Origin of the sequence: Frigoribacterium sp. CFBP9029 (genome assembly GCF_034045305.1) — a bacterium.
Taxonomy (GTDB): Bacteria; Actinomycetota; Actinomycetes; order Actinomycetales; family Microbacteriaceae; genus Frigoribacterium.
Map to the genome: position 1 here is coordinate 173,093 of NZ_JAXCWB010000004.1, position 25,565 is coordinate 198,657.

Consider the following 25,565-nt stretch of genomic DNA (forward strand, 5'->3'; position numbering starts at 1 on the left):
AGGCGGTGGCCGGGTGGAGGGGGCTTCGTCGATCGGCTCGCGACCCGGTGTTGACAGAGTGTGAAATGCGACATATGTTCATGACACCGACACGATCGGTGCACGACCATCCGCTTCAGACCCCGGAGGAACACCATGTCGACCACGCTGCCCCCGACCGCCTCGCACCCGACCGCGCCGCACCCGAGCGAGCCGCAGACGAGCGACCCGCGGCCCGTGGTCGACCTCGTCGGAGACGTGTTCCTGGTGGACCTCGCGACGGGTCGACACACCCCGGGCGACGTGCTCGACGAGGCGGCCGTGGCCGACGAGCTCGGCGTCACGCTCGCGGAGGTGCGCCGGTCGGTCGACGTGCTCTGCCGGATCGGCGTCCTGCTGCGGCCCCCGTTCGGACGCGACGCGGTCGTCGGACTGCCCGCGTACTGCACGACGACCCTGCTGCGCCGCCTCGGCGGGGCCATCGAGCTCGCGTTGGCCCGCGGCGCCCGGGCCGAGGACCTCCCCGAGCCGCGGCCCGCCGCGACCCTCGGCGACCGGCACGGGCTCGAGACGCCCCTCGACATCGCCCGCCTCATCGAGCTCGCCGACCCGCTGCTCGGCCTCTTCGACGACGACGAGGCCGCTCGACTCGATCGCGAGGTCGTCCGCCCGCTCTCGGTGCTCGCGACCGAGCAGGCGCTGCGCGTCCACGGAGCGGCCCCCGCTCTCTCCGACGATCTCCGCGCCCGCATCGTCGACGAGATCGAGACGGCCGTGCACTACGGCGAATGGCGCGCGATCCCCGGTCTGATGGCCGACTTCTCCATCGCGTTCGCGCCCGACAAGCCGTAGGGGGCTCTCTCCGGCGGCTTCGCTAGGCTGCACCACCATGACCCGGGCAGAGAAGGCCGCCGCCGTCAGGCCGACGCTCGCAGCCGTGGCGCAGGCGGCCGGTGTGTCCGCCTCCACCGCCTCCCTGGCCTTCAGTGGCGCCGGGCCCGTCTCGCCGGCCACCCGCGACCGCGTGCTGGCCGTCGCCGCCGAGCTCGGCTACGGCGGGCCCGATCCGCGCGCGAGGTCGCTCCGCCGCGGCCGTTCGGGGATCGTCGGCGCCGTGATCGAGTCGAGTCTCAGCGACGCGTTCCGCGACCCGGTCAACGTGGCGATGCTCGACGGGCTCGCCGACGTCACCGGCCCGGCCGACAACTCGCTGCTGCTGCTGACCGAGACCGGACCGGAGCAGTCGCGACTGATCGACGCGCCCGTCGACGCCGTGGTGCTCTTCGGCTGCAGTCTGCGGCTCGACGAGTCGGTGGCCGTCGTGCGTCGTCGGGGCATCCCCGTCGTGTCGATCGAGGCTCGGGCGATGGAGGGGGTGCTCGACATCGGTCTCGACAACGTCGACGCGTCTCGCGCCCTCGCCCGGCACCTGCACGACCTCGGTCACCGCGACGTCGCCGTGGTCGCGCTCCAGCTCGGCCCCACGCGCACCCTCGGGCCGATCACCGTCGAGCGCATCGCGTCGGGGACGACGCACACCGCACTGCAGCGTCTGCAGGGGGTCCGCGAGGTCTTCCCCCGGGCCCGCGGCGTGGTCACGGCGGGCAGCTGGACGTCGGAGGGGCACCGGGCCGGTCGGGCGCTGCTCGACGTCGCCCCCGACCAGCGCCCCACGGCGATCGTCGCCCAGAGCGATCTGCTCGCGTCGGGGGTCATCGCCGCGGCCTCCGAGCTCGGACTCGAGGTGCCGCGCGACCTCAGCGTCGTCGGCTTCGACGGCATCCGGCTCGACGACCCCCGCGCAGCCGACCTGACGACGATGCGGCAGCCCGCGGTCGAGAAGGGGCGTGCGGCGGGCCGGGCGCTGCTCGACCTGCTGGCCGGCGCACCCGCCGAGTCGACGACCTTCACGAGCGTGTTCCATCGCGGGTCGACCACGGCGCCGCCGCGTCGCTGACCGGCGCCGCGCCTCCCCTGCAGGCCCCGCCTCGGGACGCCGGGGATGAGGAGAGGGGCGCCGCGCCGCTGGGATCAGCGGTGCGACGCCCCTCTTCGCAGGACGCGGCGTGTCAGCCGGCGGGGGTGGCGAGCACGCCCTCGAGGGCCTTGTCGGCCTCTTCGGAGGTCGTGTTCAGCGCCAGAGCCAGCTCGGAGACGAGGATCTGCCGAGCGCGACCGAGCATGCTCTTCTCGCCGGCGGAGATGCCCTTGTCTTGATCGCGACGCCAGACGTCGCGGACGACCTCGGCGACCTTGTAGACGTCACCGCTCGTCATCTTCTCCTGGTTGCTCTTGTAGCGACGCGACCAGTTGCCGGCCTCTTCGACCTCGGAGGTGCGGAGCACGTCGTAGACGCGCTCGACACCGGCCTGGTCGATGACCTCGCGCACACCGATGTCGGTGGCGTTGCCGGTGGGGATCTGGATGACCAGCTCGCTCGTGTGCACGCGCAGCGACATGTACTCGGTGGGCGAGCCCTTGATGTTCTTGGTGGTCAGGTCGGTGATCGTGACGGCGCCGTGGTGCGGGTAGACCAGCGTCGTGCCGACTTCGTATGTCGTAGTCACCGTTCTAGTTCGCAGCGTCGTAAGCGTCGCGGACGGTGGCGGCGATGCGGCCGCGGTCGGACACGTCGTGCCCGTTCGCCTTCGCCCATTCGCGGATCTTCTGCAGATCGTCGGAATTCGACTTGGTCGGGCCGGTGCGGGCCGGGGTCTTGCGCCCGGTCTTGCGCGCCGCTCCGACGAAGGGGGCCAGAGCCTCGGTGAGCTCGTCGACGTGCGCATCGCTCAGGTCGATCTCGTACGAGACGCCGTCGAGCGACAACGAGACGGTCTTGCCCTCGCCGTCGGCGATGGGGGTGCCGTCGAGGTCGTCGACGAGCTGGATGAGTGTTTTCTGGGCCAACGGAGTCTCCTGAAAAAACAATGAAAAAGCGCCGCGGATAAACGTGCGACGGCGTGCTAGGGATCAAGTGTAATTCATGGTTCTCCGTATGACATGCCTATCCCGCGCCGCAGGCCGCTGACGCACCTCCTAATCGTTTATGCGCACGCATTCATGCGAGGGTGAGGAAAGCGATTCTCGACGTCACCAGCGGCTGAGCGTGTCTCGCGGGTACTCGCCGAAGCGCGCCGCGTAGGCCGCGGAGAAACGCCCGAGATTGCCGAAGCCCCAACGGCGCGCGATGCCGGCCACGAAGTCGGAGCCGGGGTCGGCCGCGAGGAGGTCCTGACGCGCCCGGTCGAGGCGCACGTGGCGGAGGTAGGTCGTGGGGCTCGATCCGAGGTGCTGGCTCATCAGCTGCTGCAATGTGCGGGTGTGCACTCCGGCCGCCGCCGCGATGTCGCCCGCGGTGATCGGCTGGTCGGCGAAGGCGTGAACGTACTCGGCGGCCTGGCGGAGCTTCCGGGTGTGCTCGGTGCGGAGCGCCTCGGGGACGTCGACGGCCTGCCACGGGAAGAGGTCGAGCAGGGCCCGGGCCAGCGACGCCTGCGCCGAGTGCCGGGCGAGAGGGGGTGTCGCGGGCGCGACGATCAGCGGCGTCGCGGCGCCGAGCGCGGCCTGCCAGGCGGAGAGGGCCGCCGCGTCGGGGACGGCGGCGTAGTCGAAGACGATGCGCTGCGGCGGACCGCCGTGGAGCTCGGTCGCGACGTCTTCGAGGAACGACGCCCCGAAGTGCACGATGCCGTGCCGGTGCGGCGTCATCGTGAACGAGTACGACGTCTCGCTCGGCGTCAGGAAGGGCCGGGAACCGTCGCTGCCGAGCTGGCCGCCCGGGTGGTCGATGATGACCGCGCCCGTGCGGAACCACGACACGATGTAGTCCTTCGACCAGGGGATGACCCCCTGGATGTGCGCGAGGAACGTCCCGCTCTGCAGGCTGAGACGCGAGTCGCCCGCCGACGCGAATCGGTACGAGAAAGGCATCTCGGCACGTCGGGCGCGGAATTCGCGACCTTCGAGACTGGTCTCGAGACCGGCCCGCGCCTCCTCGAGATCCTCTCCCGACATCTGGAATCGATCGAAGTCGCCCGGCGGCGAGGGCTCGGCGGAGGGAGCGTCGTGGGGCGTGTACGTGCTGGTCATGGTGTCTCCTGGTCCTGAGCGTCCGGCAGCGCGCGCTGGTGGGGCGTGCGGCTGCATGTATCAGGACGGGGCCGGAGGGGTCATCGTCACGAACACGCAGGGCGTGGGCTCATCCCTCCACGGTCGCGCATCCGGGCCGAGTCCGCGCGCCCCCAAAACGCGGGGCGCCGATGCTAGCGTCGTCTGCGGCGCGGGATCGCGCGTCGGGCCGGGCGCCAGGCCCCGCCCCTCGCCCCAGCCCACGCCTCCGCCCACGCCTCAGCCCTCGCCTCAGCCCCCGCTTCGAAAGGCCCGACCGCCATGGCCGAAGTCGTCATCGTCACCGACGCGGAGGCCGCGGGTCGTCTCGCCGCCGACGCGATCCTCCGTCGCTTCGCGCGCATCGAACGACCCGTGCTCGGAGTCGCCACCGGCTCGACCCCGCTCACGACCTACCGAGCGCTCGCGTCGGCCGGCGCCGACCTGAGCGGGGTGCGCTGCTTCGCGCTCGACGAGTACGTCGGCCTGCCCGACGGGCACCCCGAGAGCTACCGCGCCGTGCTCGACCGCGAGGCCGTCGAGCCGCTCGGGCTCGACCCGGCCCTGCTCGCCGTGCCCGACGCAACGCCCGCGACCCTCGCCACGGCCGGGGAGCGCTACGAGGCGGCCATCACCGCCGCCGGCGGCGTCGACGTGCAGCTGCTCGGCATCGGCACCGACGGGCACATCGGCTTCAACGAACCCGGCTCGAGCCTCGCGAGCCGCACCCGCGTCAAGACCCTGACCACCCAGACCCGCGAGGACAACGCCCGCTTCTTCGACTCGATCGACCAGGTGCCGCTGCACTGCCTCACGCAGGGCCTCGGCACGATCCGCGACGCGCGCCACCTCGTGCTCCTCGCGTTCGGGGCGAACAAGGCGGCCGCGGTGGCCGCCGCCGTCGAGGGCCCGGTCAGCAGCGGCGTGCCCGGCTCGCTGATCCAGCTGCACCCGAGCGTCACGGTGCTGGTCGACGAAGCCGCGGCGAGCGAGCTGCAGCACGCCGACTACTACCGCCTCGCCTACGCGAACAAGCCCGAATGGCAGGAGCTGTGACGGCTGACGCGGGTGCGGGTGCTGGTGCCGGTGCGGGTGCGGGTGCGGGTGCTGGCGCCGACGGGGGTGCGCTGTTCGTGCACGACGCCGTGCTGATCGACTCGGCGGGGCGCCGGCCGGGCTGGCTCCGCACCGAGGGCGGGGTCGTCGTCGAGGTGGGGACCGGGGTCGGGACCGGTGCTGGGTCTCGCGCCGAGCCTCCGGCGGGCGTCCGCACCATCGATGCGCGGGGCCGGGTCGTCACCCCCGGGTTCATCGACCTGCACGGGCACGGCGCGGCCGGGATCTCATACGACGACGACGCCGACCTCGCACCCGCCCTCGCGCACCACCGCAGGCACGGCACGACGCGGCAGGTGCTGAGCCTCGTCTCGGCGCCGATCGACCGGCAGGAGGCGGCGCTCCGGCGGGTCGCGGCGCTCGCGGCGTCGGACCCCCTCGTGCTCGGCTCGCACCTCGAGGGCCCCTATCTCGCGCCGACGCGCAAGGGCGCGCACGACGAGACGGTGCTCACGACGCCGACCGCCGAGTCGATCGACCGCCTGCTCGCCGCGGCGGTCGGGTCGTTGCGGATGGTCACGATCGCGCCCGAGCTCGACGGTGCCGCCGACGCCCGGAGTCGTCTCGTCGAGGCGGGGGTCGTCGTCGCCGTCGGGCACACCGCGGCCGACTACGACTGCGCCCTCGACGCCTTCCGCCGGGGCGCCCGCGCGCTCACCCACGCCTTCAACACCATGCCCCCGCTGCTGCATCGCGAGCCCGGGCCCGTGCTGGCGGCCGTCGATGCCGACGCCGTGCTCGAGCTCATCGTCGACGGCGTGCACCTGCACCCGGCCGTGACCCGCGCGGCCTTCCGCCTCGCCCCGGGCCGCGTGGCGCTCGTGACCGACGCGATGAGCGCCACGGGCAGCGCCGACGGCGCGTACCGCCTCGGCGGGCTCGAGGTCGTCGTCTCGGACGGGGAGGCGCGGCTCGCCGACTCGGGAGCGCTCGCCGGGTCGGTGCTCACGCAGGACGTCGCCCTGCGCCGCGCCGTCGAGTCGGGCGTCGACCCGGTCGCGGCGGTCACCGCGCTGACGAGCACGCCGGCCGATCTGCTCGGCCGCGGCGATCTCGGGCGCTTCGAGGTCGGTGCCAGGGCGGATCTCGTCGTGCTCGGCGCCGACTGGACGCCCGACGTGGTCGTGGCCGAGGGTGCGGTGCTGTTCTCGGTGTCGTGAGGGTGCTTCGGGTCGCCGTCATCGGTGGCGGGTCAGCGCTGACCCGCCGCGAGTGACGGGAACCCGCCGAACCTCCCGCGGGTGCGGTGCCCAGGAGGCGCGGTGCGGTGAGGGTGCGGCGGGTCGCCGTCATCGGGGGCGGGTCAGCGCTGACCCGCCGCGAGTGACGGGAACCCGCCGAACCTCGCGCGGGTGCGTGCGAAGGGGGCGTGCGCGTGCCCAGGAGGCGCGGGTCGGGTGCAGACCGCCGAGTCACGCCGAGTCACGCCGAGTCGCGCACCACGAGCCGCACCGGCCCCGCCACCACGCCGGGCGACGGAGCCCCGCCGATCGCGTCGACGAGGTGCTGCGCCGCCGCCCGCCCGAGCTGTTCGAGCGACATGTCGACGCTGGTGAGGGTCGGTCGCGACTCGCGCACCAGGAGGTCCCAGTTGTCGAACCCGATCACGGCGACGTCGTCGGGCACCCCGACGCCCTCGTCGCGCAGCGTGTCGATGACCCCGCGGGCGATGTGGTCGCTGCCGCCGATGATCGCGTCGACCGCTTCGCCGCCCCGGACGAGGAGGCGCGCGCAGTCCCGCCCCCACCCCTCGCCCCACTGCCCGAACAGCGACGTGCCGCCCACGAGCTCGAGCCCGGCCGCCTCGACGGCCTGCTGCACCCCGGCGGCCCGGTCGCGTGCCGCGGCGTACGAGGCCTCGCCGTTGACGAGGGCGATGCGCGTGCGACCCGTCGCCAGCAGGTGCTCGGCGGCGAGGCGGCCGGCCTGCACGTTGTCGGGCGTGAACGACGCGTCGGCGGGGTCGGTCGACGGCGCGTAGACGTACACGACGGGCACATCGGCCATCAGGGGCACGGGTGGTCTCGGGTTCGTCGTCCGCCCGACGATCAGCAGACCGTCGACGCGCCGGGTCAGCAGCGTCTGCAGGTGCAGCTGCTCGCGCAGGGCGTCGTCGCGGGCGTCGGCCAGCAGCACCGAGAGCGACCCCGAGCCGAAGGCGTCCTCCGCCCCGAGCAGCACCGGCAGCACGAACCGGTTGTCGAGATCGCTGGTGACCATGCCGATGGTGCCGGTGCGCGGCGAGTTGAGCGCCTGGGCGAAGAAGTTGGGGGTGAACGACAGCGCGGCCGCGGCCTCCTGCACCTTGACCCGCGTGCTCTCGCGCACCTGGGCGCGACCGTTCAGGGCCTTCGAGGCCGTCGCCACGGAGACCCCGGCGGCACGCGCCACGTCGGCGAGCGTGACCGTCGATGCGGGGCCTCTGCCGCCTGCTGCGTTGGACATGTTCCGAAAATAGTTCACAAAGTCGTTGACGAGCAACCAGGCCGCGTGTAACTTCACTCCCGAAACCAGTTTCGGTCTCACGTTCTCGACGACGAGCACCCGCGCCGCACCTCCGGCCCGGCTCTCTGACGGAGCACCCGCAGCAGTTCAGAGAGGAACCTCCTGTGATCTCCCCCTTCCACAGCAAGAAGGCCGCCGTCGCGCTCGTCGGGCTCGCAGCGGTCTCGCTCGCCCTCACCGGCTGCTCCGGTGGCGGCTCGTCCGCCGGCGGCGACGCGGCCACCGGCACCTACACCTTCTGGGACCCGTACCCCCAGTTCGACGGCGCGTCCGACTGGACGAAGCTCGTCGAGTCGTGCGGCACCGAGGCCGGCGTCACCATCGAGCGGACCGGCTACGACACCTCCGACCTGACGAGCAAGGCGCTCCTCGCCGGTCAGCAGGGCAACAGCCCCGACCTGCTGCTCGTCGACAACCCGGTGGTCTCGACCCTCGCCGAGGCGGGTCTGCTGACCGACACCGACGAGACCGGCGCCGACACGGCCGACATCGAGGAGAACATCCTCGCCGCGGGTCAGGTCGACGGGAAGACCTACGGCGTTCCGATCGGGGCCAACACCCTGGCGCTCTACTACAACAAGGCGATCCTCGACGAGGCGGGCGTCGACCCGGCCTCGATCACCGACTGGGACTCCCTGACGAGCGCCCTCGAGAAGGTCACGGCGGTCGGGAAGAAGGGCATCACGTTCTCGGCCATCGGCACGGAGGAGGGCAGTTTCCAGTTCCTCCCCTGGTACTGGGGCAGCGGGGCCGACCTGACCGAGCTCGACTCCGACGACGCCGTCTCGGCCCTCGACCTCTGGACGGGCTGGCTCGAGGAGGGGTACGCCCCCAACTCGGTGATCAACAACACCCAGACCACGACGTGGCAGGAGTTCATGACCGGCGAGTACGCGTTCGGCGAGAACGGCACCTGGCAGCTCGCGGGCATCAAGGCGTCCGACATCGACTACGGCATCATCTCGATTCCCTCGAAGGACGGCGGCGCGGCCCCCGCGCCGACCGGCGGCGAGTTCCTGACCGTGCCCGTGCAGAGCGACGACGCCCGTTACGAGGTCAGCGAGAAGATCCAGGCCTGCCTCACGAGCACCGACAACCTCGTCGCGACCGACACGACCCTGTCGTACGTCGCCCCGACGAAGGACGCCCAGGAGGCGCAGCTCGCCGCCGATCCCGACCTCGAGCCCTGGGTCACCGCGGTCGGCGAGGCCAAGGGGCGCACCAGCGACGACCTCGGCACGGACTACCCGAAGATCTCGGAGCAGCTCTGGAAGGCCGTGCAGAACAGCCTCAGCGGGTCGGCGAGCCCCGAGGAGGCCCTGAAGGAGGCGCAGACCGCTGCGTCCTCCGCCACCGAGTAGCACGCGACACCGCGCAGCACCGGCACCACCCGCAGCACCGCACCACCGCGACACCGCCGAACGACGACAGGAGCACCATGAGCACCGACACGATGGAACGTCGTGAGGCCGTGTCCCCGGCGGGGACGGGCGGCACGCCCGCCCCCGCCGGACCCACCCGGAGGCGCCGCCCCGACACGGGGCAGCTGGCCGCCTGGGCGTTCCTCGCCCCGGTCGTCGCCTACCTCGCCGTCTTCTACGTCTGGCCGCTGGTCCGCAACGTCGACCTGTCGACGCACGACTACACGGTCCGCTCGTTCATCGACGGGAACGCGCCCTTCATCGGGTTCGAGAACTTCGCCGACGTCTTCACCAGCCCGACCTTCGGGCCGGCGCTGATCAACACCCTGCTGTTCACCGGCATCTCGATCGCGTTCCAGTTCTCGATCGGCATGGCGCTCGCGGTGTTCTTCTTCCAGAGGTTCCCGCTCTCGGCGACGCTCCGGGCGCTGTTCCTCGTGCCGTGGCTCCTCCCCCTGATCGTCAGCGCGTCGACCTGGTCGTGGATGCTCAACAGCGAGAGCGGCGTCGTCAACTCGGTGATCCGCACCCTCGGCGGCGACCAGGTGAACTGGCTCACCTCGCCGCAATGGGCTCTGACCAGCGTCATCATCGCCAACATCTGGATCGGCATCCCGTTCAACCTCGTGATCCTCTACAGCGGGCTGCAGAACATCTCGGGCGACATCTACGAGGCCGCCGCCCTCGACGGCGCGAACGCCTGGCAGGTCTTCTGGCGCATCACGTTCCCCCTGCTGCGACCGGTGTCGGCCATCACGATCCTGCTCGGCCTCGTCTACACGCTGAAGGTCTTCGACATCATCTGGATCATGACGCGGGGCGGCCCCGGCGACGCCTCGACCACCTTCGCCATCTGGTCGTACCAGCTCGGCTTCGGCTCCACCCTCCCCTCCTTCGGACCGGCCGCGGCCGTCGGCAACCTGCTGATCGTCATGGCCCTCGTCTGCGGCTTCGTCTACCTGCGCGTGCAGAGGAAGCAGGACCAGTCATGACCACCGCCGTCCGCCCCGCCGCGGCCCCCCGATCGGAGGCGCGCCGCGCCTCCTCGGGGAGGGCCGGTCGTCGCAGTCTCGCCACCACCGTGATCGGCGTCGTCCTGACCGCGATCATGCTGTTCCCGATCTACTGGATGATCAACGTCTCGCTCACCCCGACCGCGCAGATGCGGCAGAGCCCGCCGTCGTGGTTCCCCGCCGCACCGACGCTCGACGGCTACCGGGCCGTGGTCGCCGACCAGCTGCCGTACCTCGGCACGAGTCTGCTGGTGGGGATCGGCACCGTGGTCGTGACGATCGCTCTCGCCGCGCCGGCCGCGTACTCGCTCGCGAAGCTGCGACCCCGGGGAGGAGGCGCGCTGAGCTTCGTCCTGCTGGTCGCGCAGATGATCCCCCAGGTGATCATGGCCATGGGCTTCTACGCGATCTACCTGAACCTCGGGATCCTCGACGAGTGGTGGGGGCTGGTCATCGCCGACTCGACGCTCGCCGTGCCGTTCGGGGTGCTGATCTTCACCGCCTTCATGCGGGGGATCCCCGACGAGCTGATGAGCGCCGCGAAGCTCGACGGCGCCGGCGCCTGGCGGACCTTCATCTCGATCGTGCTGCCCGTCAGCCGCAACTCGGCGGTCACCGTCGGACTCTTCGCGTTCCTCTGGGCCTGGTCGGACTTCGTCTTCTCGTCGACGCTCAACAGCGGCGGCGACGCGCAGACGATCACCCTCGGCATCTACCGCTACATCGGCAACAACAACCAGGAGTGGAACTCGATCATGGCCACCGCCGTCGTCGCCTCCATCCCCGCCACCGTCCTGCTCGTCGTCGCCCAGCGCTACGTGGCCGCCGGCGTCACCGCAGGCGCCGTGAAGGACTGACGACATGACCGCCACCCACCCCTCGAGGAGCATCCCCGTGACCACCGTCCAGACCTCGACGTCCGCCCACGGCGGCCCCGTCGCCCCGCGCAGCTCGGCGCTGACCCCCCTCGACTCGAGCGAGATCCGTCTGACCGGCGGCTACTGGTTCGACAAGCAGCAGCTCAACGCCCACGTGGTGCTGCAGCACTGCGAGGACTGGATGGAGCGCATCGGCTGGACGGCCAACTTCGACCGGGCGGCGTCGAGCGAGACCGGCTGGGAGCACTCCGGCATCGAGTTCGTCGACAGCGAGGTCTACAAGCTGCTCGAGGGCATGGCGTGGGAGCTCGGCCGGTCGCACGACGCCGACCTGGCGGCCCGCTACGACAGACTCGTCTCGCGCGTCGCCTCGGCGCAGGACGACGACGGCTACCTGCACACCAGCTTCGGTCGCCCCTGGCAGCCGGTGCGCTACTCGAACCTCGAGTGGGGGCATGAGCTCTACAGCTTCGGGCACCTGATCCAGGCGGCCGTCGCGGCGGCGCGCACCGGTCTCGACAGCGCGATCGTCGACGTCGCACGCCGCCTGGCCGATCACCTCTGGGAGGCGTTCGGGCCGGAGGGGCGGGTCGCCGTCTGCGGGCACCCCGAGATCGAAGTCGCCCTGGTCGAGCTGGGTCGGGCTCTCGACGAGCCCCGTCACGTCGAGCTCGCCCGCCTCTTCGTCGAGCGTCGCGGCCACGGGCTGCTCGCACCGATCGAGTACGGGCCGGAGTACTTCCAGGACGACGTGCCGGTGCGCGACGCGGACGTGCTGCGGGGTCACGCGGTCAGGGCGCTCTATCTGGCCGCCGGTGCGCTCGACGTCGCGGTCGAGACGGATGACGCCGAGCTCGCCGACGCCGTCCGCCGTCAGTGGGAGGCGACCGTCGCGCGACGCACCTACGTGACCGGCGGCATGGGGTCGCACCATCAGGACGAGTCGTACGGCGCCGACTTCGAGCTGCCGCCCGACCGCGCGTACTCCGAGACCTGCGCGGGCATCGCGTCGAACATGCTGTCGTGGCGGCTGCTGCTGCAGGACGCCGACCCCCGGTACGCCGACCTGATCGAGCGCACGCTGCTGAACAACGTGATGGCCTCACCCCGTGACGACGGCCGCGCGTTCTTCTACACGAACACGCTGCACCAGCGCACCGACGGCGTCGCGCCCGACGAGGCCGCGTTGAACGCGCGCGCCCTCTCGAGTCTCAGGGCCCCCTGGTTCGAGGTGTCGTGCTGCCCGACGAACGTGGCGCGCACGCTGGCGAGCGTCGAGTCGACCTTCGCGACGACGACGCCCGGCGGCCTGCAGCTGCACCAGTACGGCGACTACGACGTCGACACCGCGCTCGCCGACGGCACGGTCGTCGCGGTCTCGGTGCGGAGCGGCTACCCGTACGCGGGCGACGTGACCGTCACCTGGCGAGAGGACACGGGGCGCGAGGTCGAGCTCGACCTGCGCATCCCGTCGTGGGCCGGGTCGGCGCGGGTCGGGCGTGGTGGTGGGGTCGGCGAGGCCGCGGACGTCGCCGCGGACGGCGGGGCCGCCGCCGGTGAGGCCGCCGCCGGTGAGGCCGCCGCCGGTGAGGCCCCGGACGTGCGCGTCGGGCGCACGACGACCGTCTCCGGGCGGTTCCGCGCAGGCGACGTCGTGACCGTCGAGTTCCCGCTCGAGGCGCGCTGGGTCACCCCCGACCCGCGCATCGACGCGGTCCGAGGGCAGGTCGCCGTGCAGCGGGGCCCGCTGGTGCTCGTGCTCGAGTCGACCGATCTGCCGAGCGGAGACGTGAACGACGTCGTGGTCGACACCGGCGCGACCCTGGAGACCACCGCGACCGGCGCCTCCGTCGACATCGCCCGATTCGCGGACGAGACGGTCGACTGGCCCTACGGGGAGTCCGGCGGGCGGGTCGTGCCCCTGGGTCGCGTCGACCTCGTGCCCTACGCCTCGTGGGCGAACCGCGGGCCCTCGACGATGCGCGTCTGGCTGCCCACGGCCTGACCCCCGGGCCGCGAGCGTGGCAGGCCGCGACCCGTGGGAGTATCGAGGCACGAACGAGGGGGAGACATGCTCGCACAGGACGTCGTCGCGACGAGATTCACACCGACCCGATTCCGGGAGGGCTACGACCAGGATCAGGTCGACGATCTGCTCGACAAGATCACCGCGACGTTCGCGGCCGTCGAGCAGGGGCGCGGCCTGGGCCCCCTCACCGCCGACGAGGTCGTCGCGGCGAGGTTCCAGCCGACGAAGTTCCGCGAGGGGTACGACCAGGATCAGGTCGACGCGTTCCTCGACCAGGTCGTCACCGCCCTGCGCGCCGTCGAATCGCCTGCCGCCGACTGACCACGGAGCCGAGGAGGCGCGGGTCGCCACCCGCCGACGGACCCGGCCCCGAGAGGGAGACATGAGCGACGACCGCCTCACCGTGCCCGACGCCGCCGCCTGGCGGGCCTGGCTCGACGCCCACGAGTCGACCTCGGACGGCGTGCGTCTCGTGCTCGCGAAGAAGGGCACGTCGAGCCCCACGTCGCTCACCTATGCCGAGGCGCTCGACGAGGCGCTCTGCAGCGGGTGGATCGATGGGCGCCGCAACGCCATCGACGAGGCGACCTTCCAGCAGCACTTCACCCCGCGTCGAGCACGTTCGATCTGGTCGGTGCGCAACGTCGACCACGTCGCGCGGCTGGTCGACTCGGGCCGGATGCGCCCGCGGGGCCAGGCCGAGATCGACCGGGCGAAGGCCGACGGACGCTGGGATCGCGCCTACGCGGGCCAGGCCGACATGGAGCCGCCCGTCGACCTGGCGGCTGCGCTCGCAGACTCGACCCGCGCCTCCCAGGCGTTCGCCGGGCTGAGCCGGTCGGCCCGCTATTCGGTCATGCATCCGGTGCTGACGGCACCCACCGAGGAGGCGCGGGTCGGCCGCATCGCCCGCGCCGTCGCCCGGCTCGAGGCCGGCGTCGAGCCGCCCGGCGTCGCTCCGCCCGACTGACGCCCACCCTGGTCAGAAGACGCCCTTCCCGGCGCGGCGAAGGGCGTCTTCTACCCACCGTGCCCACGGGAGGGACGCGTGCCGGCGCCCACGGCTACGCGCGGCGGCGGATCAGGTTCATCATCACCTGCGACATGACGACCTCGTCGCGCTGATTCAGCATCTCGATGCGGGTGCGGACGATGCCGCGGTCGGGCTTGGTCCGCGACGGGCGGGCCTCGAGCACCGTGAACCGCGCGCGCAGCAGATCGCCGGGGCGGACGGGCAGATGCCAGCGCAGCTCGTCGACGCCGGGAGACGCGAGGCTGGTCCGCTCGTTCAGGAAGTTGTCGACCATCAGCCGCATCATCACGGCTGTCGTGTGCCAGCCGCTGGCGATCAGCCCGCCGAAGGGGCCGTCGGCCGCGCCGAGGGGATCCAGGTGCATGGTGTGCGGGTCGAAGTCGGCCGCGAAGCCCACGATGGCGCTCTCGGTCACCTCGACGGGGCCGTACGTCCCACCGTCGCCGGGCCGGTAGTCGTCGAAGTGGCGGTCACGCAGCGGGGTCTCGTCGAAGGAAGGCACGAGAGGAGACGCTACACATCGCGCAGTCTTCTGGTCGGGGGCTGGACGGACGTGCGGAGCGCCCCCGCTGCTGCCGAGGTGCTCAGCGCGCCCCGACCACCATCCAGCGCGACCCCGCGGCCCGCACTCCGAGCGTGACGGCGCGGATGCCGATGTAGCCCAGTCCGAACGCGAGCCACAGCGCCACGGTCGATCCCGCTCCGTCGCCCACGGCGCGTTCGACCGGCACGAGGATCGCCAGGTAGACGACCACGTTCACGATCCCCGCCAGCGCGAGGTACCGGGCGTCGCCCGCGCCGAGCAGCACCCCGTCGAGCACGAAGACGAACCCGGCCAGCGGGATGCCGACGGCCATCGCGAGCACCACGCCGGGCAGCAGCGCCCGCACGCCCTCGTCGGTCGTGAACACCGGCCCGAGCACGCCCGACAGCGCCGCGACGAGCCCGCCGAGCAGCACCCCGCCGCCGACCCCGAACACCATCAGGCGCCGGGTGACGGCACGAACGCGATCGCGGTCGCCGGCGCCGAGCGAGTGCCCGATCATCGCCTGCCCGGCGATCGCGAGGGCGTCGAGCGCGAACGCGAGCGTGCTGAACAGCGTCAACGCGATCTGGATCGTCGCCAACCCCGTCACCCCCGAGGAGGCGGCGGTCGCCACGGTCGCGATCATCGCGACCCGAAGACTCGCGTTCCGCACCAGCAGCCACGCGCCCGACCGGGCGGTGCGTCCGACCCCCGCGAGCCCCGGGCGCAGGTCGGCGCCCACGGCGCGGGCCGCCCGCACGGCGATGACGACGTAGACGGCCGCCATGCCCCACTGCGCCACGACCGTGCCGGCGGCCGAGCCGGCGACGCCCCAGCCGAGACCGTAGATGAACACGGCGTTCAGGCCCGCGTTCGCGGCGAACCCGAGACCGGCGACGATCAGCGGGGTGCGGGTGTCCTGCAGCCCGCGCAGCAGCCCCGTCGCGGCGATCACGATCAGCATGCCCGGCAGCCCGATCATCGACACCGTGAGGTAGGTCGTCGCGGCGGCCTCGACGGCCGGCGCCGTGCCGAACAGCCCCACGAGCGCGGGTGCCGTGAACGCCCCCACGACGGCGAGCACCACGCCGAGCAGCAGCGCGAACCAGAGCCCGTCGACGCCGGCCCGGATGGCACCGGCGCGGTCACCGGCGCCGAGCCTCCTCGCCACCGTCGGCGTCGTCGCGTACGCCAGGAAGATCAGCAGCCCGAGCGCGGTCTGCAGGATGACCCCGGCGACCCCGAGCCCCGCCAGCGGCACCGACCCGAGATGCCCGATCAGCGCCGTGTCGGTCAGCAGGAACAGCGGCTCGGCGATCAGCGCCCCGAGCGCAGGCAGGGCTAGTCGGACGATCTCGCGATCGAGGGGGTTCCGGAGGCGCACCTCAGTCGGTGCCGCGGGCGCGGCCGACCAGCGTCATCAGGTGGTACACCACGATCGCCGCGACCGTCCCGAGGATGATGCCGCCGAACGTGGCGCCGCCGAGCGACAGGGTGAAGTCCGCGATGCCCATGATGAGGGCGATGCCGGCGGTCAGCTGGTTCTTCGGGCGGCTGAAGTCGACCTTGTTCTCGACCCAGATGCGGATGCCGATCACGCCGATCAGACCATAGAGTGCCGTGGTCACGCCGCCGAGCACGCCCGGGGGGATCGTGAAGATGACGGCGCCGATCTTCGGCGACAGCCCCAGCAGGATCGCGACGATGCCGGCGACCCAGTAGGCGGCGGTCGAGAACACGCGCGTGGCGCTCATCACGCCGATGTTCTCGCCGTAGGTCGTGGTGGCCGACCCGCCGCCGAGCCCGGCGAGCACCGTGCTGAGACCGTCGGCGAACAGCGCGCGACCGGTCAGCGGGTCGAGGTTGCGCTTGGTGAGCTGGCCGACGCCCTTCACGTGCCCCACGTTCTCGGCGATCAGCGCGAGCACGACGGGCAGGAACCCGAGGTAGACGGGCAGCGCCGACAGGTCGAAGGCCGGGGCGGTGAACGTCGGGAGACCCACCCACGGGGCGTCGCGCACGGCGTCGAAGCTCACCTCGCCGAGCAGCACGGCCGCGACGTAGCCGACCACCACGCCGACGAAGATCGAGAGGCGACCGAGCAGACCTCTGAAGAGAACGGCGCTCAGCACGACCGCGGCCAGGGTGATGACCGCGGTGAGCGGGGCGAGCGCGAAGTTGTCGCGGGCCGCCGGCGCGAGGTTGAAGCCGATCAGGGCGACGATCGCGCCGCTGACGACCGGGGGCAGCAGCGAGTCGATCCAGCGGGTACCCGCGAGATTCACCACCACGCCGATGATCGCGAGCAGCGCCCCGACGACGATGATGCCGCTCAGCGCCAGCGGGATGCCGCCGACCTCCTTCGCCGCCGCGATCGGTGCGAGGAACGCGAACGACGACCCGAGATAGCTCGGCAGCCGGTTCTTCGTGATGATGAGGAACAGCAGCGTGCCGATGCCCGAGAAGAGCAGCGTCGTGCTCGGCGGGAACCCGGTGAGGATCGGCACCAGGAACGTCGCGCCGAACATCGCGACGACGTGCTGACCGCCCAGGCCGATGGTGCGCGGCCAGGTGAGCCGCTCCTCCGGCGCCACGATCTCGGTGGAGTCCACCGTCTTTCCGTCACCGTGCAGAGACCAGGGGAGTGCCATGCTCAGAACTGTAGCGGCGGCGCGGCCGTAGGCTGACGGCCATGACCAGCGACGCCCTCTCCTCCGGAATCCTGACCGACGAGCTCGACCCGGGGGTGCGTCCTCAGGACGACCTCTTCCGTCACGTGAACGGGCGGTGGATCGCCCGCACCGAGATCCCCGAGGACAAGGCGCGCTACGGCTCGTTCTACGTGCTCGCCGAGGAGGCCGAGGCGGCCGTCCGCGACATCATCCACGAGTCCCAGGACGCCGAGCCCGGCACCGAGGCCCGCAAGGTCGGCGACCTCTACACGAGCTTCCTCGACGAGCAGCGGGTCGAGGCGCTCGGCGCCGAGCCCATCCGCCCCCTGCTCGACCCCGTCGACGACGTGACCGACGTCGACGGCCTCCTGCGCCTCCTGGGCTCGTTCGAGAAGCAGGGGCTCGCGAGCTTTGTTCAGCTCTTCGTCGACAACGACCCGGGCGACCCCGAGCGCTACGTCCTGTTCGTCGAGCAGGGCGGTCTGGGGCTGCCCGACGAGTCGTACTACCGCGATGAGAAGTCCGAGTCGATCCGCACCGCGTACGTCGCCTTCGTCGCCCGCATGCTCGAGCTCGCCGGCTTCGACGAGGCCGACGACCGCGCCGCCCGCATCATGGCGCTCGAGACCGAGCTCGCCTCGCACCACTGGGACAACGTCGCCACCCGCGACAGCGACGCCACCTACAACCTGCTGCCCTGGGCGGGGTTCGAGGCGCTCGCCGAAGGCGTCGACCTGACCGTCTGGCGCGACGCCGTGGGCGCGCCCGAGCGCGTGTTCGACGAGGTCGTCGTCCGGGAGCCGTCGTTCGTGACCGGTCTGGCGTCGCTGCTGACCGGAGCGCGCCTCCTCGACTGGAAAGACTGGCTGCGCTGGCAGATCGTCCGCTCGTCGGCGGCGTACCTGTCGACCCCGTTCGTCGAGGCGAACTTCGGCTTCTACGGCCGCACCCTGACCGGCGCACCCGTGCAGCGCGCCCGCTGGAAGCGCGGCGTCTCGCTCGTCGAGGGCGCCATGGGCGAGGCCGTCGGGCGCATCTACGTCGAGCGCCACTTCGCGCCCGCGGCCAAGACCGCCATGGACGTGCTCGTCGAGCACCTCGTCGAGGCGTACCGGCAGAGCATCACCGAGCTCGAGTGGATGACGGAGGAGACCCGCGGCCGAGCGCTCGAGAAGCTCGAGAAGTTCACCCCCAAGATCGGGTTCCCCGACACCTGGCGCGACTACTCGGCCCTCGAGGTCGACCCGGCCGATCTGGTCGGCAACGTGCGGGCGACCGCCGCCGTCGGCTTCGACCGCGAGCTGGGCAAGATCGGTCAGCCGCTCGACCGCGGCGAGTGGTTCATGACGCCGCAGACCATCAACGCGTACTACAACCCCGGCATGAACGAGATCGTGTTCCCCGCCGCCATCCTGCAGTTCCCGTTCTTCGACGAGACCCGCGACGCCGCCGCCAACTACGGCGCGATCGGCGCGGTCATCGGGCACGAGATCGGCCACGGCTTCGACGACCAGGGCTCGAAGTACGACGGCGACGGTCGGCTCCGCGACTGGTGGACGGCCGCCGACCGCGAGGCGTTCGAGAAGCTCACCGCCTCGCTGATCGCCCAGTACGACGCGCTCGCACCCGCCCAGGTGCCCGACCACCACGTCAACGGCGCCCTCACCATCGGCGAGAACATCGGCGACCTCGGCGGGCTGTCGATCGCCTACAAGGCCTACCTGCTGTCGCTCGAGGGGGCCGAGCCGCCCGTGATCGACGGTCTGACCGGGGCCCAGCGGTTCTTCCTCAGCTGGGCGCAGGCGTGGCAGATCACCCTGCGCGACGAGGAGGCCGTGCGCCTGCTGTCGATCGACCCGCACTCGCCGAACGAGTTCCGCTGCAACCAGATCGTGCGCAACATCGACGAGTTCTACGCCGCGTTCGACGTCTCACCGACCGACGCGGCCTGGCTGCCGCCGGAGGAGCGCGTCACGATCTGGTGACCGCGGGGCCGGTGCCGGTGCCGGCGCCGGTGGTCGGCGGTCGGCGGTCGGCCGAGGAGGCGCGGGTCGTCATCACGACGCCACGAGATGCACATGACGCCACCTTTTCTCGTGGCGTCGTGTGCATCTCGTGGCGTCGTGCGGGGAAACGCGCCGGCCGGCGGGCGTCGTGCGGGGCAACGCGCCCGTCGGCTGGCGTCGCGCGGGGGTGACGCGCCGGTGTCGGCGGTCGGCCGAGGAGGCGCGGGTCGTCATCACGACGCCACCAGATGGACATGACGCCACTTTTTCTCGTGGCGTCGTGTCCATCTCGTGGCGTCGTAGGTGGCGCGCGAGTCAGCCGACGTCGTGCGGGGGCGACGCACGGTCAGCCGGCGCCGTGCGGGGGAACGCGCCCGTTCAGCCGACGTCGCGCGGGGGTGACACGCTGGTCAGCTGGCGTCGCCGACGGCGCGCAGGTGCGGGGCCGGGGCGGCGGCCGCGCGCGTGTCGGTGAGGCCGAACAGCGCCTCGAGCCCGTCTCGGAACTCCTCGCCGCGGCCCTCGCGGGCCAGCTCTCGCGCGCGCACCGACGGGGTGTGGAGCAGCACGCCGGCCAGGTGACGCAGCGCGGCCTCGGTGCGGTCGGACGAGTCGCCGCGCGACCGCGCCCGCTCGATCTCGGAGTCGAGCAGATCGAAGACGTGCTTGCGCAGCGCGACGACCGCGGGGGTCAGCGACTGCTCGGCGGCGACGGCCTGGAACTCGGCGGCGGCCGTCGACACGAGCGCGCGGGCGTCGTCGGCGGCGGTGAGCTCGGCGAGCGGAGCGTGCAGGCTGATCGTCTCGAGGTCGAGCAGCTCGACGCCCTCGACCTCGGTGACCAGCGGGTCGACGTTGCGCGGCAGACCGAGGTCGATGACGAGTCGGCGTGCGCCTGGGGTGACGACGTCGGGGGTGACCACGGGCTGGGTGGTCGACGTGCAGGTGATGAGGACGTCGCACCACTCGATGGCGGTCGCGAGGTCGTCGTAGGGGGTCGCGTCGTGCTTCAGCCCGAACCAGGAGGCGCGACCCGACGACGAGTAGACGGCCAGTCGGTCGGCGCCCCGGTCGCGCAGTGCGGTGACCGTGGTGGCCGCGTACTGGCCGGTGCCCACGATCAGCACCCGGGTGTGGGCCCAGTCCGTGACGCGCGAGGAGGCGAGCTCGAGGGCGAGGCGGACGAGCGAGCGACCCGCGCCTCCGACGTTCGTGCGGTTCTTGACGCCCCGCGAGGTGTGCGAAGCCTTCTGGAAGAGGCGTTCGAGGTCGGACGACGTCGTGCCGCCCTCGCGGGCCCGCTCGAGGGCGCGACGCACCTGACCCGAGATCTCGTCTTCGCCGATGACGACCGACTCGAGGCCGGAGCTGACGGCGAACAGGTGCTCGACGACCTCGTCGCCGGTGATGACCCGCACGCTGTCGCGGAGGTCGTCGGCCGTGACGTCGCTCGCGTCGCTCATGGTGGCGATGGTGGCCTCGACCGCGACGGCGCTGCCGGCGGTGAGGGGCTCGTCGACGTCGAGGTAGGCCTCGAAGCGGTTGCAGGTCGCGAGCACGACGGCGCCGTTGACGAAGTCGCTGCCGTCGACCAGTGTGCCGACCGCGGAGGGTGCGCCGATGCTCAACTTCTCGAGGAGGTCGAAGCTGGCGTTCCGATGGGACGCCGTCAGGCAGATGAGCACCGATCAAGAGTAACGCCCTCGGGCGCATTCGGCTGGGTGATGGCTCGACGTCGAGCGGAAGCGCGGGGTGATGCTGACGCACGGGAATGCTCAGCCGGTGTTGCGCATTGCAACACGAGGCCCCGCCGACCACCCGCTCGGCCCGACGACAGGAGAATCATGACCATCAGCACCCAGTGGCAGCTCATCGCCCGCCCCCAGGGCGAGCCCACCCCCGACGACGTGCGCCGTGTCGAGGTGACGCTGCCCGAGCTCGGCGAGGGCGAGGTCCGGGTGCAGAACGAGTTCCTCTCCGTCGACCCCTACATGCGCGGTCGGATGAACGACGTGAAGTCGTACGTGCCGCCTTTCGCCCTGAACGAGACGATGACCGGCGGCGCCATCGGCCGCGTGGTCGAGTCCCGCTCGGGCGACCTGCCCGTCGGCGCGGTCGTGCAGCACGACCTCGGCTGGCGCGACGTGGCCCAGGGAGGCGCTGGCTCGTTCCGTGCCGTGCAGCCCGTCGACGGAGTGCCGCTGTCGGCCTACCTCGGCGTGCTCGGTCTCACCGGGCTGACCGCCTACGTCGGTCTGACGGAGATCGCCGGCATCCGCGAGGGCGACGTCGTCTTCGTCTCGGGAGCCGCCGGCGCCGTGGGCACCATGGTCGGCCAGATCGCCCGTCTCAAGGGCGCCTCGCGCGTGATCGGCAGCGCCGGATCCGCGGAGAAGGTCGAGCTGCTCACCTCGAAGTACGGCTTCGACGCGGCCTTCAACTACAAGGACGGCGACGTCACCGAGCTGCTGCGCGAGGCAGCGCCCGACGGCATCGACCTCTACTTCGACAACGTCGGAGGCGACCACCTCTCGGCCGCCCTCGACTCGTTCCGCGACGGCGGACGCGCGGCGCTCTGCGGCTCGATCGCGAACTACAACTCGACCGGCGCCCCGGTCGGCATCACCGGCCTGACCAACATGGTCACGCGCGGCCTCATGATGAAGGGCTTCACGCTCGGGAACTACCGTCACGTCGCTCCGGCCTTCCAGGCCGAGATGGGCCCGTGGCTGGCGAACGGCGACGTCGTCCACGACGAGACCGTGGTCGAGGGCATCGACCAGGCCTTCGAGGCGTTCACCGGCCTGATGCGCGGTGCCAACGTCGGGAAGATGGTCGTCAAGGTCGGCTGACCCGCGCCTCCTCGGCCGACCCGCGCCTCCTCGGCTCCGCGGTCGTCGAGGTGACGCGACGAGGGGTCCGTCGCCCAGGCGAGACCCCCGTCGCGTCACCTCGATGCGACGCCCAGCGGGCGATGCGAGAATCTTCCGCGTGACTTCCTCCGCCTTGCCCGACCAGCACCCGCTCGCGACCGGTCTCACCGCCGACTCCCGGCTGGTGCGGGCCCTGCGGGGCGACCGACCCGAGACGCTGCCCGTGTGGTTCATGCGGCAGGCCGGGCGCTCGCTGCCCGAGTACCGCGAGCTGCGCGTCGGCACCAAGATGCTCGACGCCTGTCTGACGCCCGACCTCGCCAGCGAGATCACGCTGCAGCCGGTGCGCCGGCACGGGGTCGACGCGGGCATCTTCTTCAGCGACATCGTCGTGCCGATCAAGCTCGCCGGGGTCTCGGTCGACATCGTGCCCGGGCGCGGTCCGGTGCTCGAGACGCCGATCCGCACCGCGGCCGACGTCGCCGCCCTCCGACCCCTCGAAGACGAGGCCCTGGCGCCGATCGCCGCGGGCGTCGCCCAGACCGTGGCCGAGCTGGGCAGCACGCCGCTGATCGGATTCGCCGGGGCGCCCTTCACCCTCGCCGCGTACCTCGTCGAGGGCGGTCCGTCGAAAGACCACATCCGCGCGCGCACCCTGATGCACAGCGATCCCGACACCTGGGAGGCGCTGCTCACCTGGGCGGCGGACGTCACCGGGGCGTTCCTCCGCGCCCAGGTGCTCGCGGGTGCCAGCGCCGCCCAGCTGTTCGACTCGTGGGTCGGGTCGCTCTCGCTCGCCGACTACACGGCGAACGTGGCGCGTCACTCGGCCCGCGCGCTGTCGCACGTGGCCGACCTCGGCGTGCCGCGCATCCACTTCGGCGTCGGCAGCGGCGAGGTGCTGACCGCCATGCGCGACGTCGGCGTCGACGCGATGGGCGTCGACTGGCGCATCCCGCTCGACGAGGCATCCCGGCGGCTCGGCGGCGGCACGCCCCTGCAGGGCAACATCGACCCCGCTCTGCTGCAGGCGCCCTGGCCCGTGCTCGAGGCCCACGTGCGCGACGTCGTCGAACGCGGTCGCGCCGCCCCGGCCCATGTGCTGAACCTAGGCCACGGGGTCAACCCCGACACCGATCCCGACGTGCTGAGCCGCATCGTCGAGCTGGCGCACACGCTCTAGAAGTCCACTCTCGTAGAAAGGGTACGACCGTGCCTGACCTGCTCCGCGCCTCCTCGACCGGTGCCGGCGGCTCGCCGGCCGACGTGGTCGTCGTCGGGGGCGGCGTCGCGGGGCTGGTCGTCGCACGCGAGCTGGCCCGTGGCGGTGCGAGCGTGCTGCTGCTCGAGGCGTCCGACCGTCTCGGCGGCGAGGTCGGTCGGCACACCGTCGCGGGGATCGACCTCGACTCGGGTGCCGAGAGCTTCGCCACCCGCGGCGGCACGGTGGCCGCGTACCTCGACGAACTCGGTCTCGCCGACGACGTCGTGCTGCCCGACGGGCGCGGCGCCTGGGTGCACGAGGCCGACGGACAGGCCTTCCCGCTGCCCCGCACGGGTCTGCTCGGGATCCCCGGAGACCTCGCGGACCCCGACGTGCTGCAGGTGATCGGCGTCGAGGGCGCCGCGCTGGCCGAGCGACTCGACGGGCAGCCGGCCGAGGTGGGCGCCGACGAGACGACGGTCGGCCCGTTCATCCGGGCGCGGATGGGCGACGCCGTGCTCGACCGCCTGGTCACGCCCATCGTCGGAGGCGTGCACTCGCGGCACCCCGACGACCTCCTCGTCGACCGCGTCTCGCCAGGGCTCCGCCGGGCGCTGCTGCGGGAGGGCTCGCTGGCCGCGGCCGTGCTCAGCCTCCGCGCGCTAGCCCCCGCCGGCTCGGCCGTCGCCGGTCTCCGCGGGGGCAACGCCCGCCTGGTCGACGCCCTGGTCGCCGACCTCGAGCGACTCGGCGTCGAGATGCGACTCGGTGCGGTGGTGTCGGCGCTCGACGCGTCGTCCGTCACCGTCGACGGCGAGCGACTCGTCGCCGACGCCGTGGTGCTGGCCGTGGGCGACGGTGCGGGGCGGGCTCTGGCGGGTCGCGCCTCCTCGGCTCCCGGTCTGATCACGCTCGTGACGCTCGTCGTCCGCGAGCCGGCGCTCGACACCGGGCCGCGGGGCACGGGCGTGCTCGTCGCCCCCGGCGCCCTCGACGTGCGGGCGAAGGCCCTGACGCACGCGACGGTCAAATGGCCCTGGCTCGCCGACCTCGCCGGCGGGCGGCACGTGCTCCGTCTCAGCTACGACTCGCCCGTGGTCGAGCCCGGCACGCCCGATGCCGAGCTGCGGGCCGTCGCGATCGCCGACGCCGCGGTGCTGCTCGGCGTGCCGATCGACCCCGACGCCGTCGAGGGCTGGGCGCGGGTCGCCTGGGACGCCCCGCTCGCCGCACCCGTCACGGACGCCGAGGAGGCGCGGGTCGCCCCCGTCGCCCCCCTCGACGGCGTGCATCGGGTCGGCGGTGCCGTGGCCGGTCGTGGTCTGGCCGCGGTCATCGCGCAGTCCCGGGCGACCGCCGCGGCACTGCTCAGCGGCGGGGTCGGGCAACTCGCGGCGCGCTCGGACTAGATTGGGGACTCGCGCGGCCGACTGCCGTGCGCAGACCACGAATGGAGCGACATGCGAGGCAAATTGATCTTCGTCGCCGGAGGAGCCCTCGGCTTCGTACTGGGCGCCCGGGCCGGGCGAGACCGCTACGACCAGATCTCGACGACGTCGTCCAAGCTCTGGCACAGCCGCGCGGTGCAGCGTCAGGTCGCCAAGGCGGAGGACTTCGCCGGCGCGAAGACCGCCGACCTCGTCGACGCCGGGGTCAACGGCGCGAAGTTCGTGATCGTGCGGGCCTTCGGCGGGGGCAAGAAGAAGAAGCAGAAGTCGGCGACCACCGGTAAGACCCGATGACCGATTCCACCCGAAGCGACCGGATCCGGCACGACTCCGGTTCACGGACGCGCTCGCGGTCGCTCTTCACCCTGCTGCACGACGTCCCCACGCTGGTCACCGATCTCGTCAAGGGCGAGATCGCGCTGCTCAAGAGCGAGATCATGGCGACGCTCAAGGCGTTCGGCCTCGGCGCCGGCTTCGTCGTCGGCGCTCTCGTGCTGGTCTTCGCGGCGCTGGGCGTGCTGCTGACCGCGATCGTGCTGCTGATCGCCATCTGGCTGCCGGGCTGGCTCTCGGCGCTGATCGTGGCCGTCGCCCTGCTGATCGGCGCGGCCATCCTCGGCTGGGTCGGCTACAAGAAGATCAAGGTCGGTCTGCCGGTCGTCCCCGAGAAGACCCTCGCCAGCCTCCAGCGCGACCTGCGCGCCATCAAGGGCGTCGGCACCATCCCGCGCACGCGCCTCGACGAGTCCTGACGC

At 72.1% G+C, this 25,565-nt stretch carries 23 protein-coding genes and 2 pseudogenes; 17 read left to right on the plus strand and 8 right to left on the minus strand.

The annotated features are described in order from the left end of the window. Positions 1–135: 135 nt before the first annotated feature. Together SOM11_RS07450 and SOM11_RS07455 are read left to right on the plus strand one after the other, a co-directional pair. Positions 136–831, plus strand: a complete 696-nt coding sequence (locus tag SOM11_RS07450; protein ID WP_320477652.1) for a hypothetical protein — start codon at positions 136–138, stop codon at positions 829–831. A 37-nt stretch (positions 832–868) separates the two neighbouring features. Further along, positions 869–1,936 (plus strand): LacI family DNA-binding transcriptional regulator, encoded by a 1,068-nt coding sequence (locus SOM11_RS07455; RefSeq protein ID WP_320477653.1) that lies wholly within the window; start codon positions 869–871, stop codon positions 1,934–1,936. Positions 1,937–2,048: 112 nt separating this feature from the next. Here SOM11_RS07455 and SOM11_RS07460 read toward each other — a convergent pair whose 3' ends face one another. From SOM11_RS07460 to SOM11_RS07470, 3 genes are all read right to left on the minus strand, one after another. Further along, positions 2,049–2,546, minus strand: a complete 498-nt coding sequence (locus SOM11_RS07460; protein ID WP_192061182.1) for a CarD family transcriptional regulator — start codon at positions 2,544–2,546, stop codon at positions 2,049–2,051. A gap of 4 nt (positions 2,547–2,550) precedes the next feature. Then, positions 2,551–2,886 carry an Lsr2 family protein gene (locus SOM11_RS07465; protein WP_320477654.1) on the minus strand — a complete coding sequence of 112 codons (336 nt, stop codon included), beginning with the start codon at positions 2,884–2,886 and terminating at the stop codon, positions 2,551–2,553. 183 nt (positions 2,887–3,069) lie between these two features. After that, positions 3,070–4,068: a helix-turn-helix domain-containing protein gene (locus tag SOM11_RS07470; RefSeq protein WP_320477655.1), complete on the minus strand. Its 999-nt coding sequence runs from the start codon at positions 4,066–4,068 to the stop codon at positions 3,070–3,072. A gap of 300 nt (positions 4,069–4,368) precedes the next feature. On the opposite strand from SOM11_RS07470, the gene SOM11_RS07475 reads away from it, so the two are divergent. Both SOM11_RS07475 and nagA read left to right on the plus strand, forming a co-directional pair. After that, positions 4,369–5,142, plus strand: a complete 774-nt coding sequence (locus SOM11_RS07475) for a glucosamine-6-phosphate deaminase (protein ID WP_320477656.1) — start codon at positions 4,369–4,371, stop codon at positions 5,140–5,142. Continuing rightward, positions 5,139–6,362, plus strand: a complete 1,224-nt coding sequence (nagA, locus tag SOM11_RS07480; protein ID WP_320477657.1) for an N-acetylglucosamine-6-phosphate deacetylase — start codon at positions 5,139–5,141, stop codon at positions 6,360–6,362. The genes SOM11_RS07475 and nagA overlap by 4 nt, the downstream gene beginning before the upstream one ends. Before the next feature lie 262 nt (positions 6,363–6,624). On the opposite strand, the gene SOM11_RS07485 is transcribed toward nagA, so the two are convergent. After that, positions 6,625–7,647, minus strand: a complete 1,023-nt coding sequence (locus SOM11_RS07485) for a LacI family DNA-binding transcriptional regulator (RefSeq protein ID WP_192061177.1) — start codon at positions 7,645–7,647, stop codon at positions 6,625–6,627. A gap of 164 nt (positions 7,648–7,811) precedes the next feature. On the opposite strand from SOM11_RS07485, the gene SOM11_RS07490 reads away from it, so the two are divergent. The 7 genes and pseudogenes from SOM11_RS07490 to SOM11_RS07520 all read left to right on the plus strand — a co-directional run bounded on the left by SOM11_RS07490 (position 7,812) and on the right by SOM11_RS07520 (position 14,018). Further along, positions 7,812–9,068 carry a sugar ABC transporter substrate-binding protein gene (locus tag SOM11_RS07490; protein WP_320477658.1) on the plus strand — a complete coding sequence of 419 codons (1,257 nt, stop codon included), beginning with the start codon at positions 7,812–7,814 and terminating at the stop codon, positions 9,066–9,068. A gap of 77 nt (positions 9,069–9,145) precedes the next feature. Then, the gene (locus tag SOM11_RS07495; protein WP_243215684.1) at positions 9,146–10,120 is read left to right on the plus strand and encodes a carbohydrate ABC transporter permease; all 975 of its coding nucleotides are present in this window, start codon (positions 9,146–9,148) and stop codon (positions 10,118–10,120) included. A gap of 116 nt (positions 10,121–10,236) precedes the next feature. Further along, a complete protein-coding gene (locus SOM11_RS07500; protein WP_243215687.1) occupies positions 10,237–10,998 on the plus strand; it encodes a carbohydrate ABC transporter permease in 762 nt (253 codons plus the stop codon). Between the two features lie 4 nt (positions 10,999–11,002). Then, on the plus strand, positions 11,003–13,024 hold the full coding sequence (locus SOM11_RS07505; protein ID WP_320477659.1) for a glycoside hydrolase family 127 protein: 2,022 nt from the start codon (positions 11,003–11,005) through the stop codon (positions 13,022–13,024). 66 nt (positions 13,025–13,090) lie between these two features. After that, positions 13,091–13,186: pseudogene (locus tag SOM11_RS07510) on the plus strand (DivIVA domain-containing protein); the annotation flags it as partial. Positions 13,187–13,222: 36 nt separating this feature from the next. Continuing rightward, positions 13,223–13,342, plus strand: a pseudogene (locus tag SOM11_RS07515) (DivIVA domain-containing protein); the annotation flags it as partial. A gap of 88 nt (positions 13,343–13,430) precedes the next feature. Then, positions 13,431–14,018 carry a YdeI/OmpD-associated family protein gene (locus SOM11_RS07520; RefSeq protein WP_320477660.1) on the plus strand — a complete coding sequence of 196 codons (588 nt, stop codon included), beginning with the start codon at positions 13,431–13,433 and terminating at the stop codon, positions 14,016–14,018. A gap of 94 nt (positions 14,019–14,112) precedes the next feature. Here SOM11_RS07520 and SOM11_RS07525 read toward each other — a convergent pair whose 3' ends face one another. From SOM11_RS07525 to SOM11_RS07535, 3 genes are all read right to left on the minus strand, one after another. Then, a complete protein-coding gene (locus tag SOM11_RS07525) occupies positions 14,113–14,583 on the minus strand; it encodes a MaoC family dehydratase (protein WP_320477661.1) in 471 nt (156 codons plus the stop codon). A gap of 82 nt (positions 14,584–14,665) precedes the next feature. Then, positions 14,666–15,991 (minus strand): MATE family efflux transporter, encoded by a 1,326-nt coding sequence (locus tag SOM11_RS07530; protein WP_320477662.1) that lies wholly within the window; start codon positions 15,989–15,991, stop codon positions 14,666–14,668. 1 nt (position 15,992) lies between these two features. Further along, positions 15,993–17,258 carry a uracil-xanthine permease family protein gene (locus tag SOM11_RS07535; protein ID WP_192061172.1) on the minus strand — a complete coding sequence of 422 codons (1,266 nt, stop codon included), beginning with the start codon at positions 17,256–17,258 and terminating at the stop codon, positions 15,993–15,995. A gap of 41 nt (positions 17,259–17,299) precedes the next feature. Here SOM11_RS07535 and SOM11_RS07540 point away from each other — a divergent pair, with 41 nt between their 5' ends. Next, complete coding sequence (locus SOM11_RS07540) at positions 17,300–19,264, plus strand: M13 family metallopeptidase (protein WP_320477663.1); 1,965 nt, start codon at positions 17,300–17,302, stop codon at positions 19,262–19,264. Between the two features lie 431 nt (positions 19,265–19,695). Here the strand turns inward: SOM11_RS07540 and SOM11_RS07545 are convergent, their stop codons facing one another. Continuing rightward, positions 19,696–20,970: a glutamyl-tRNA reductase gene (locus SOM11_RS07545; RefSeq protein ID WP_320477664.1), complete on the minus strand. Its 1,275-nt coding sequence runs from the start codon at positions 20,968–20,970 to the stop codon at positions 19,696–19,698. A gap of 159 nt (positions 20,971–21,129) precedes the next feature. Here SOM11_RS07545 and SOM11_RS07550 point away from each other — a divergent pair, with 159 nt between their 5' ends. The 5 genes from SOM11_RS07550 (at position 21,130) to SOM11_RS07570 (ending at position 25,562) form a co-directional block, all read left to right on the plus strand. Next, positions 21,130–22,137, plus strand: a complete 1,008-nt coding sequence (locus SOM11_RS07550) for an NADP-dependent oxidoreductase (RefSeq protein ID WP_192061169.1) — start codon at positions 21,130–21,132, stop codon at positions 22,135–22,137. A 103-nt stretch (positions 22,138–22,240) separates the two neighbouring features. Further along, the gene (gene hemE, locus SOM11_RS07555; RefSeq protein ID WP_414655454.1) at positions 22,241–23,341 is read left to right on the plus strand and encodes a uroporphyrinogen decarboxylase; all 1,101 of its coding nucleotides are present in this window, start codon (positions 22,241–22,243) and stop codon (positions 23,339–23,341) included. Between the two features lie 29 nt (positions 23,342–23,370). After that, positions 23,371–24,771, plus strand: coding sequence for a protoporphyrinogen/coproporphyrinogen oxidase (locus SOM11_RS07560; protein WP_320477666.1), 1,401 nt, complete (start codon positions 23,371–23,373; stop codon positions 24,769–24,771). A gap of 51 nt (positions 24,772–24,822) precedes the next feature. Next, positions 24,823–25,104 (plus strand): hypothetical protein, encoded by a 282-nt coding sequence (locus SOM11_RS07565; protein WP_243215010.1) that lies wholly within the window; start codon positions 24,823–24,825, stop codon positions 25,102–25,104. Continuing rightward, positions 25,101–25,562, plus strand: a complete 462-nt coding sequence (locus SOM11_RS07570) for a phage holin family protein (RefSeq protein WP_192061166.1) — start codon at positions 25,101–25,103, stop codon at positions 25,560–25,562. The genes SOM11_RS07565 and SOM11_RS07570 overlap by 4 nt, the downstream gene beginning before the upstream one ends. The last annotated feature ends 3 nt before the right edge of the window (positions 25,563–25,565 follow it).

Excerpts from the sequence above, each read along its gene's own strand:
- SOM11_RS07450 (WP_320477652.1), top strand. The coding sequence starts at position 136 with ATGTCGACCACGCTGCCCCCGACCGCCTCGCACCCGACCGCGCCGCAC.
- SOM11_RS07455 (WP_320477653.1), top strand. The coding sequence starts at position 869 with ATGACCCGGGCAGAGAAGGCCGCCGCCGTCAGGCCGACGCTCGCAGCC.
- SOM11_RS07470 (WP_320477655.1), bottom strand. The coding sequence starts at position 4,068 with ATGACCAGCACGTACACGCCCCACGACGCTCCCTCCGCCGAGCCCTCG.
- SOM11_RS07475 (WP_320477656.1), top strand. The coding sequence starts at position 4,369 with ATGGCCGAAGTCGTCATCGTCACCGACGCGGAGGCCGCGGGTCGTCTC.
- SOM11_RS07485 (WP_192061177.1), bottom strand. The coding sequence starts at position 7,647 with ATGTCCAACGCAGCAGGCGGCAGAGGCCCCGCATCGACGGTCACGCTC.
- SOM11_RS07495 (WP_243215684.1), top strand. The coding sequence starts at position 9,146 with ATGAGCACCGACACGATGGAACGTCGTGAGGCCGTGTCCCCGGCGGGG.
- SOM11_RS07500 (WP_243215687.1), top strand. The coding sequence starts at position 10,237 with ATGCTGTTCCCGATCTACTGGATGATCAACGTCTCGCTCACCCCGACC.
- SOM11_RS07505 (WP_320477659.1), top strand. The coding sequence starts at position 11,003 with ATGACCGCCACCCACCCCTCGAGGAGCATCCCCGTGACCACCGTCCAG.
- SOM11_RS07520 (WP_320477660.1), top strand. The coding sequence starts at position 13,431 with ATGAGCGACGACCGCCTCACCGTGCCCGACGCCGCCGCCTGGCGGGCC.
- SOM11_RS07535 (WP_192061172.1), bottom strand. The coding sequence starts at position 17,258 with ATGGCACTCCCCTGGTCTCTGCACGGTGACGGAAAGACGGTGGACTCC.
- SOM11_RS07540 (WP_320477663.1), top strand. The coding sequence starts at position 17,300 with ATGACCAGCGACGCCCTCTCCTCCGGAATCCTGACCGACGAGCTCGAC.
- SOM11_RS07550 (WP_192061169.1), top strand. The coding sequence starts at position 21,130 with ATGACCATCAGCACCCAGTGGCAGCTCATCGCCCGCCCCCAGGGCGAG.
- hemE (WP_414655454.1), top strand. The coding sequence starts at position 22,241 with ATGCGACGCCCAGCGGGCGATGCGAGAATCTTCCGCGTGACTTCCTCC.
- SOM11_RS07565 (WP_243215010.1), top strand. The coding sequence starts at position 24,823 with ATGCGAGGCAAATTGATCTTCGTCGCCGGAGGAGCCCTCGGCTTCGTA.
- SOM11_RS07570 (WP_192061166.1), top strand. The coding sequence starts at position 25,101 with ATGACCGATTCCACCCGAAGCGACCGGATCCGGCACGACTCCGGTTCA.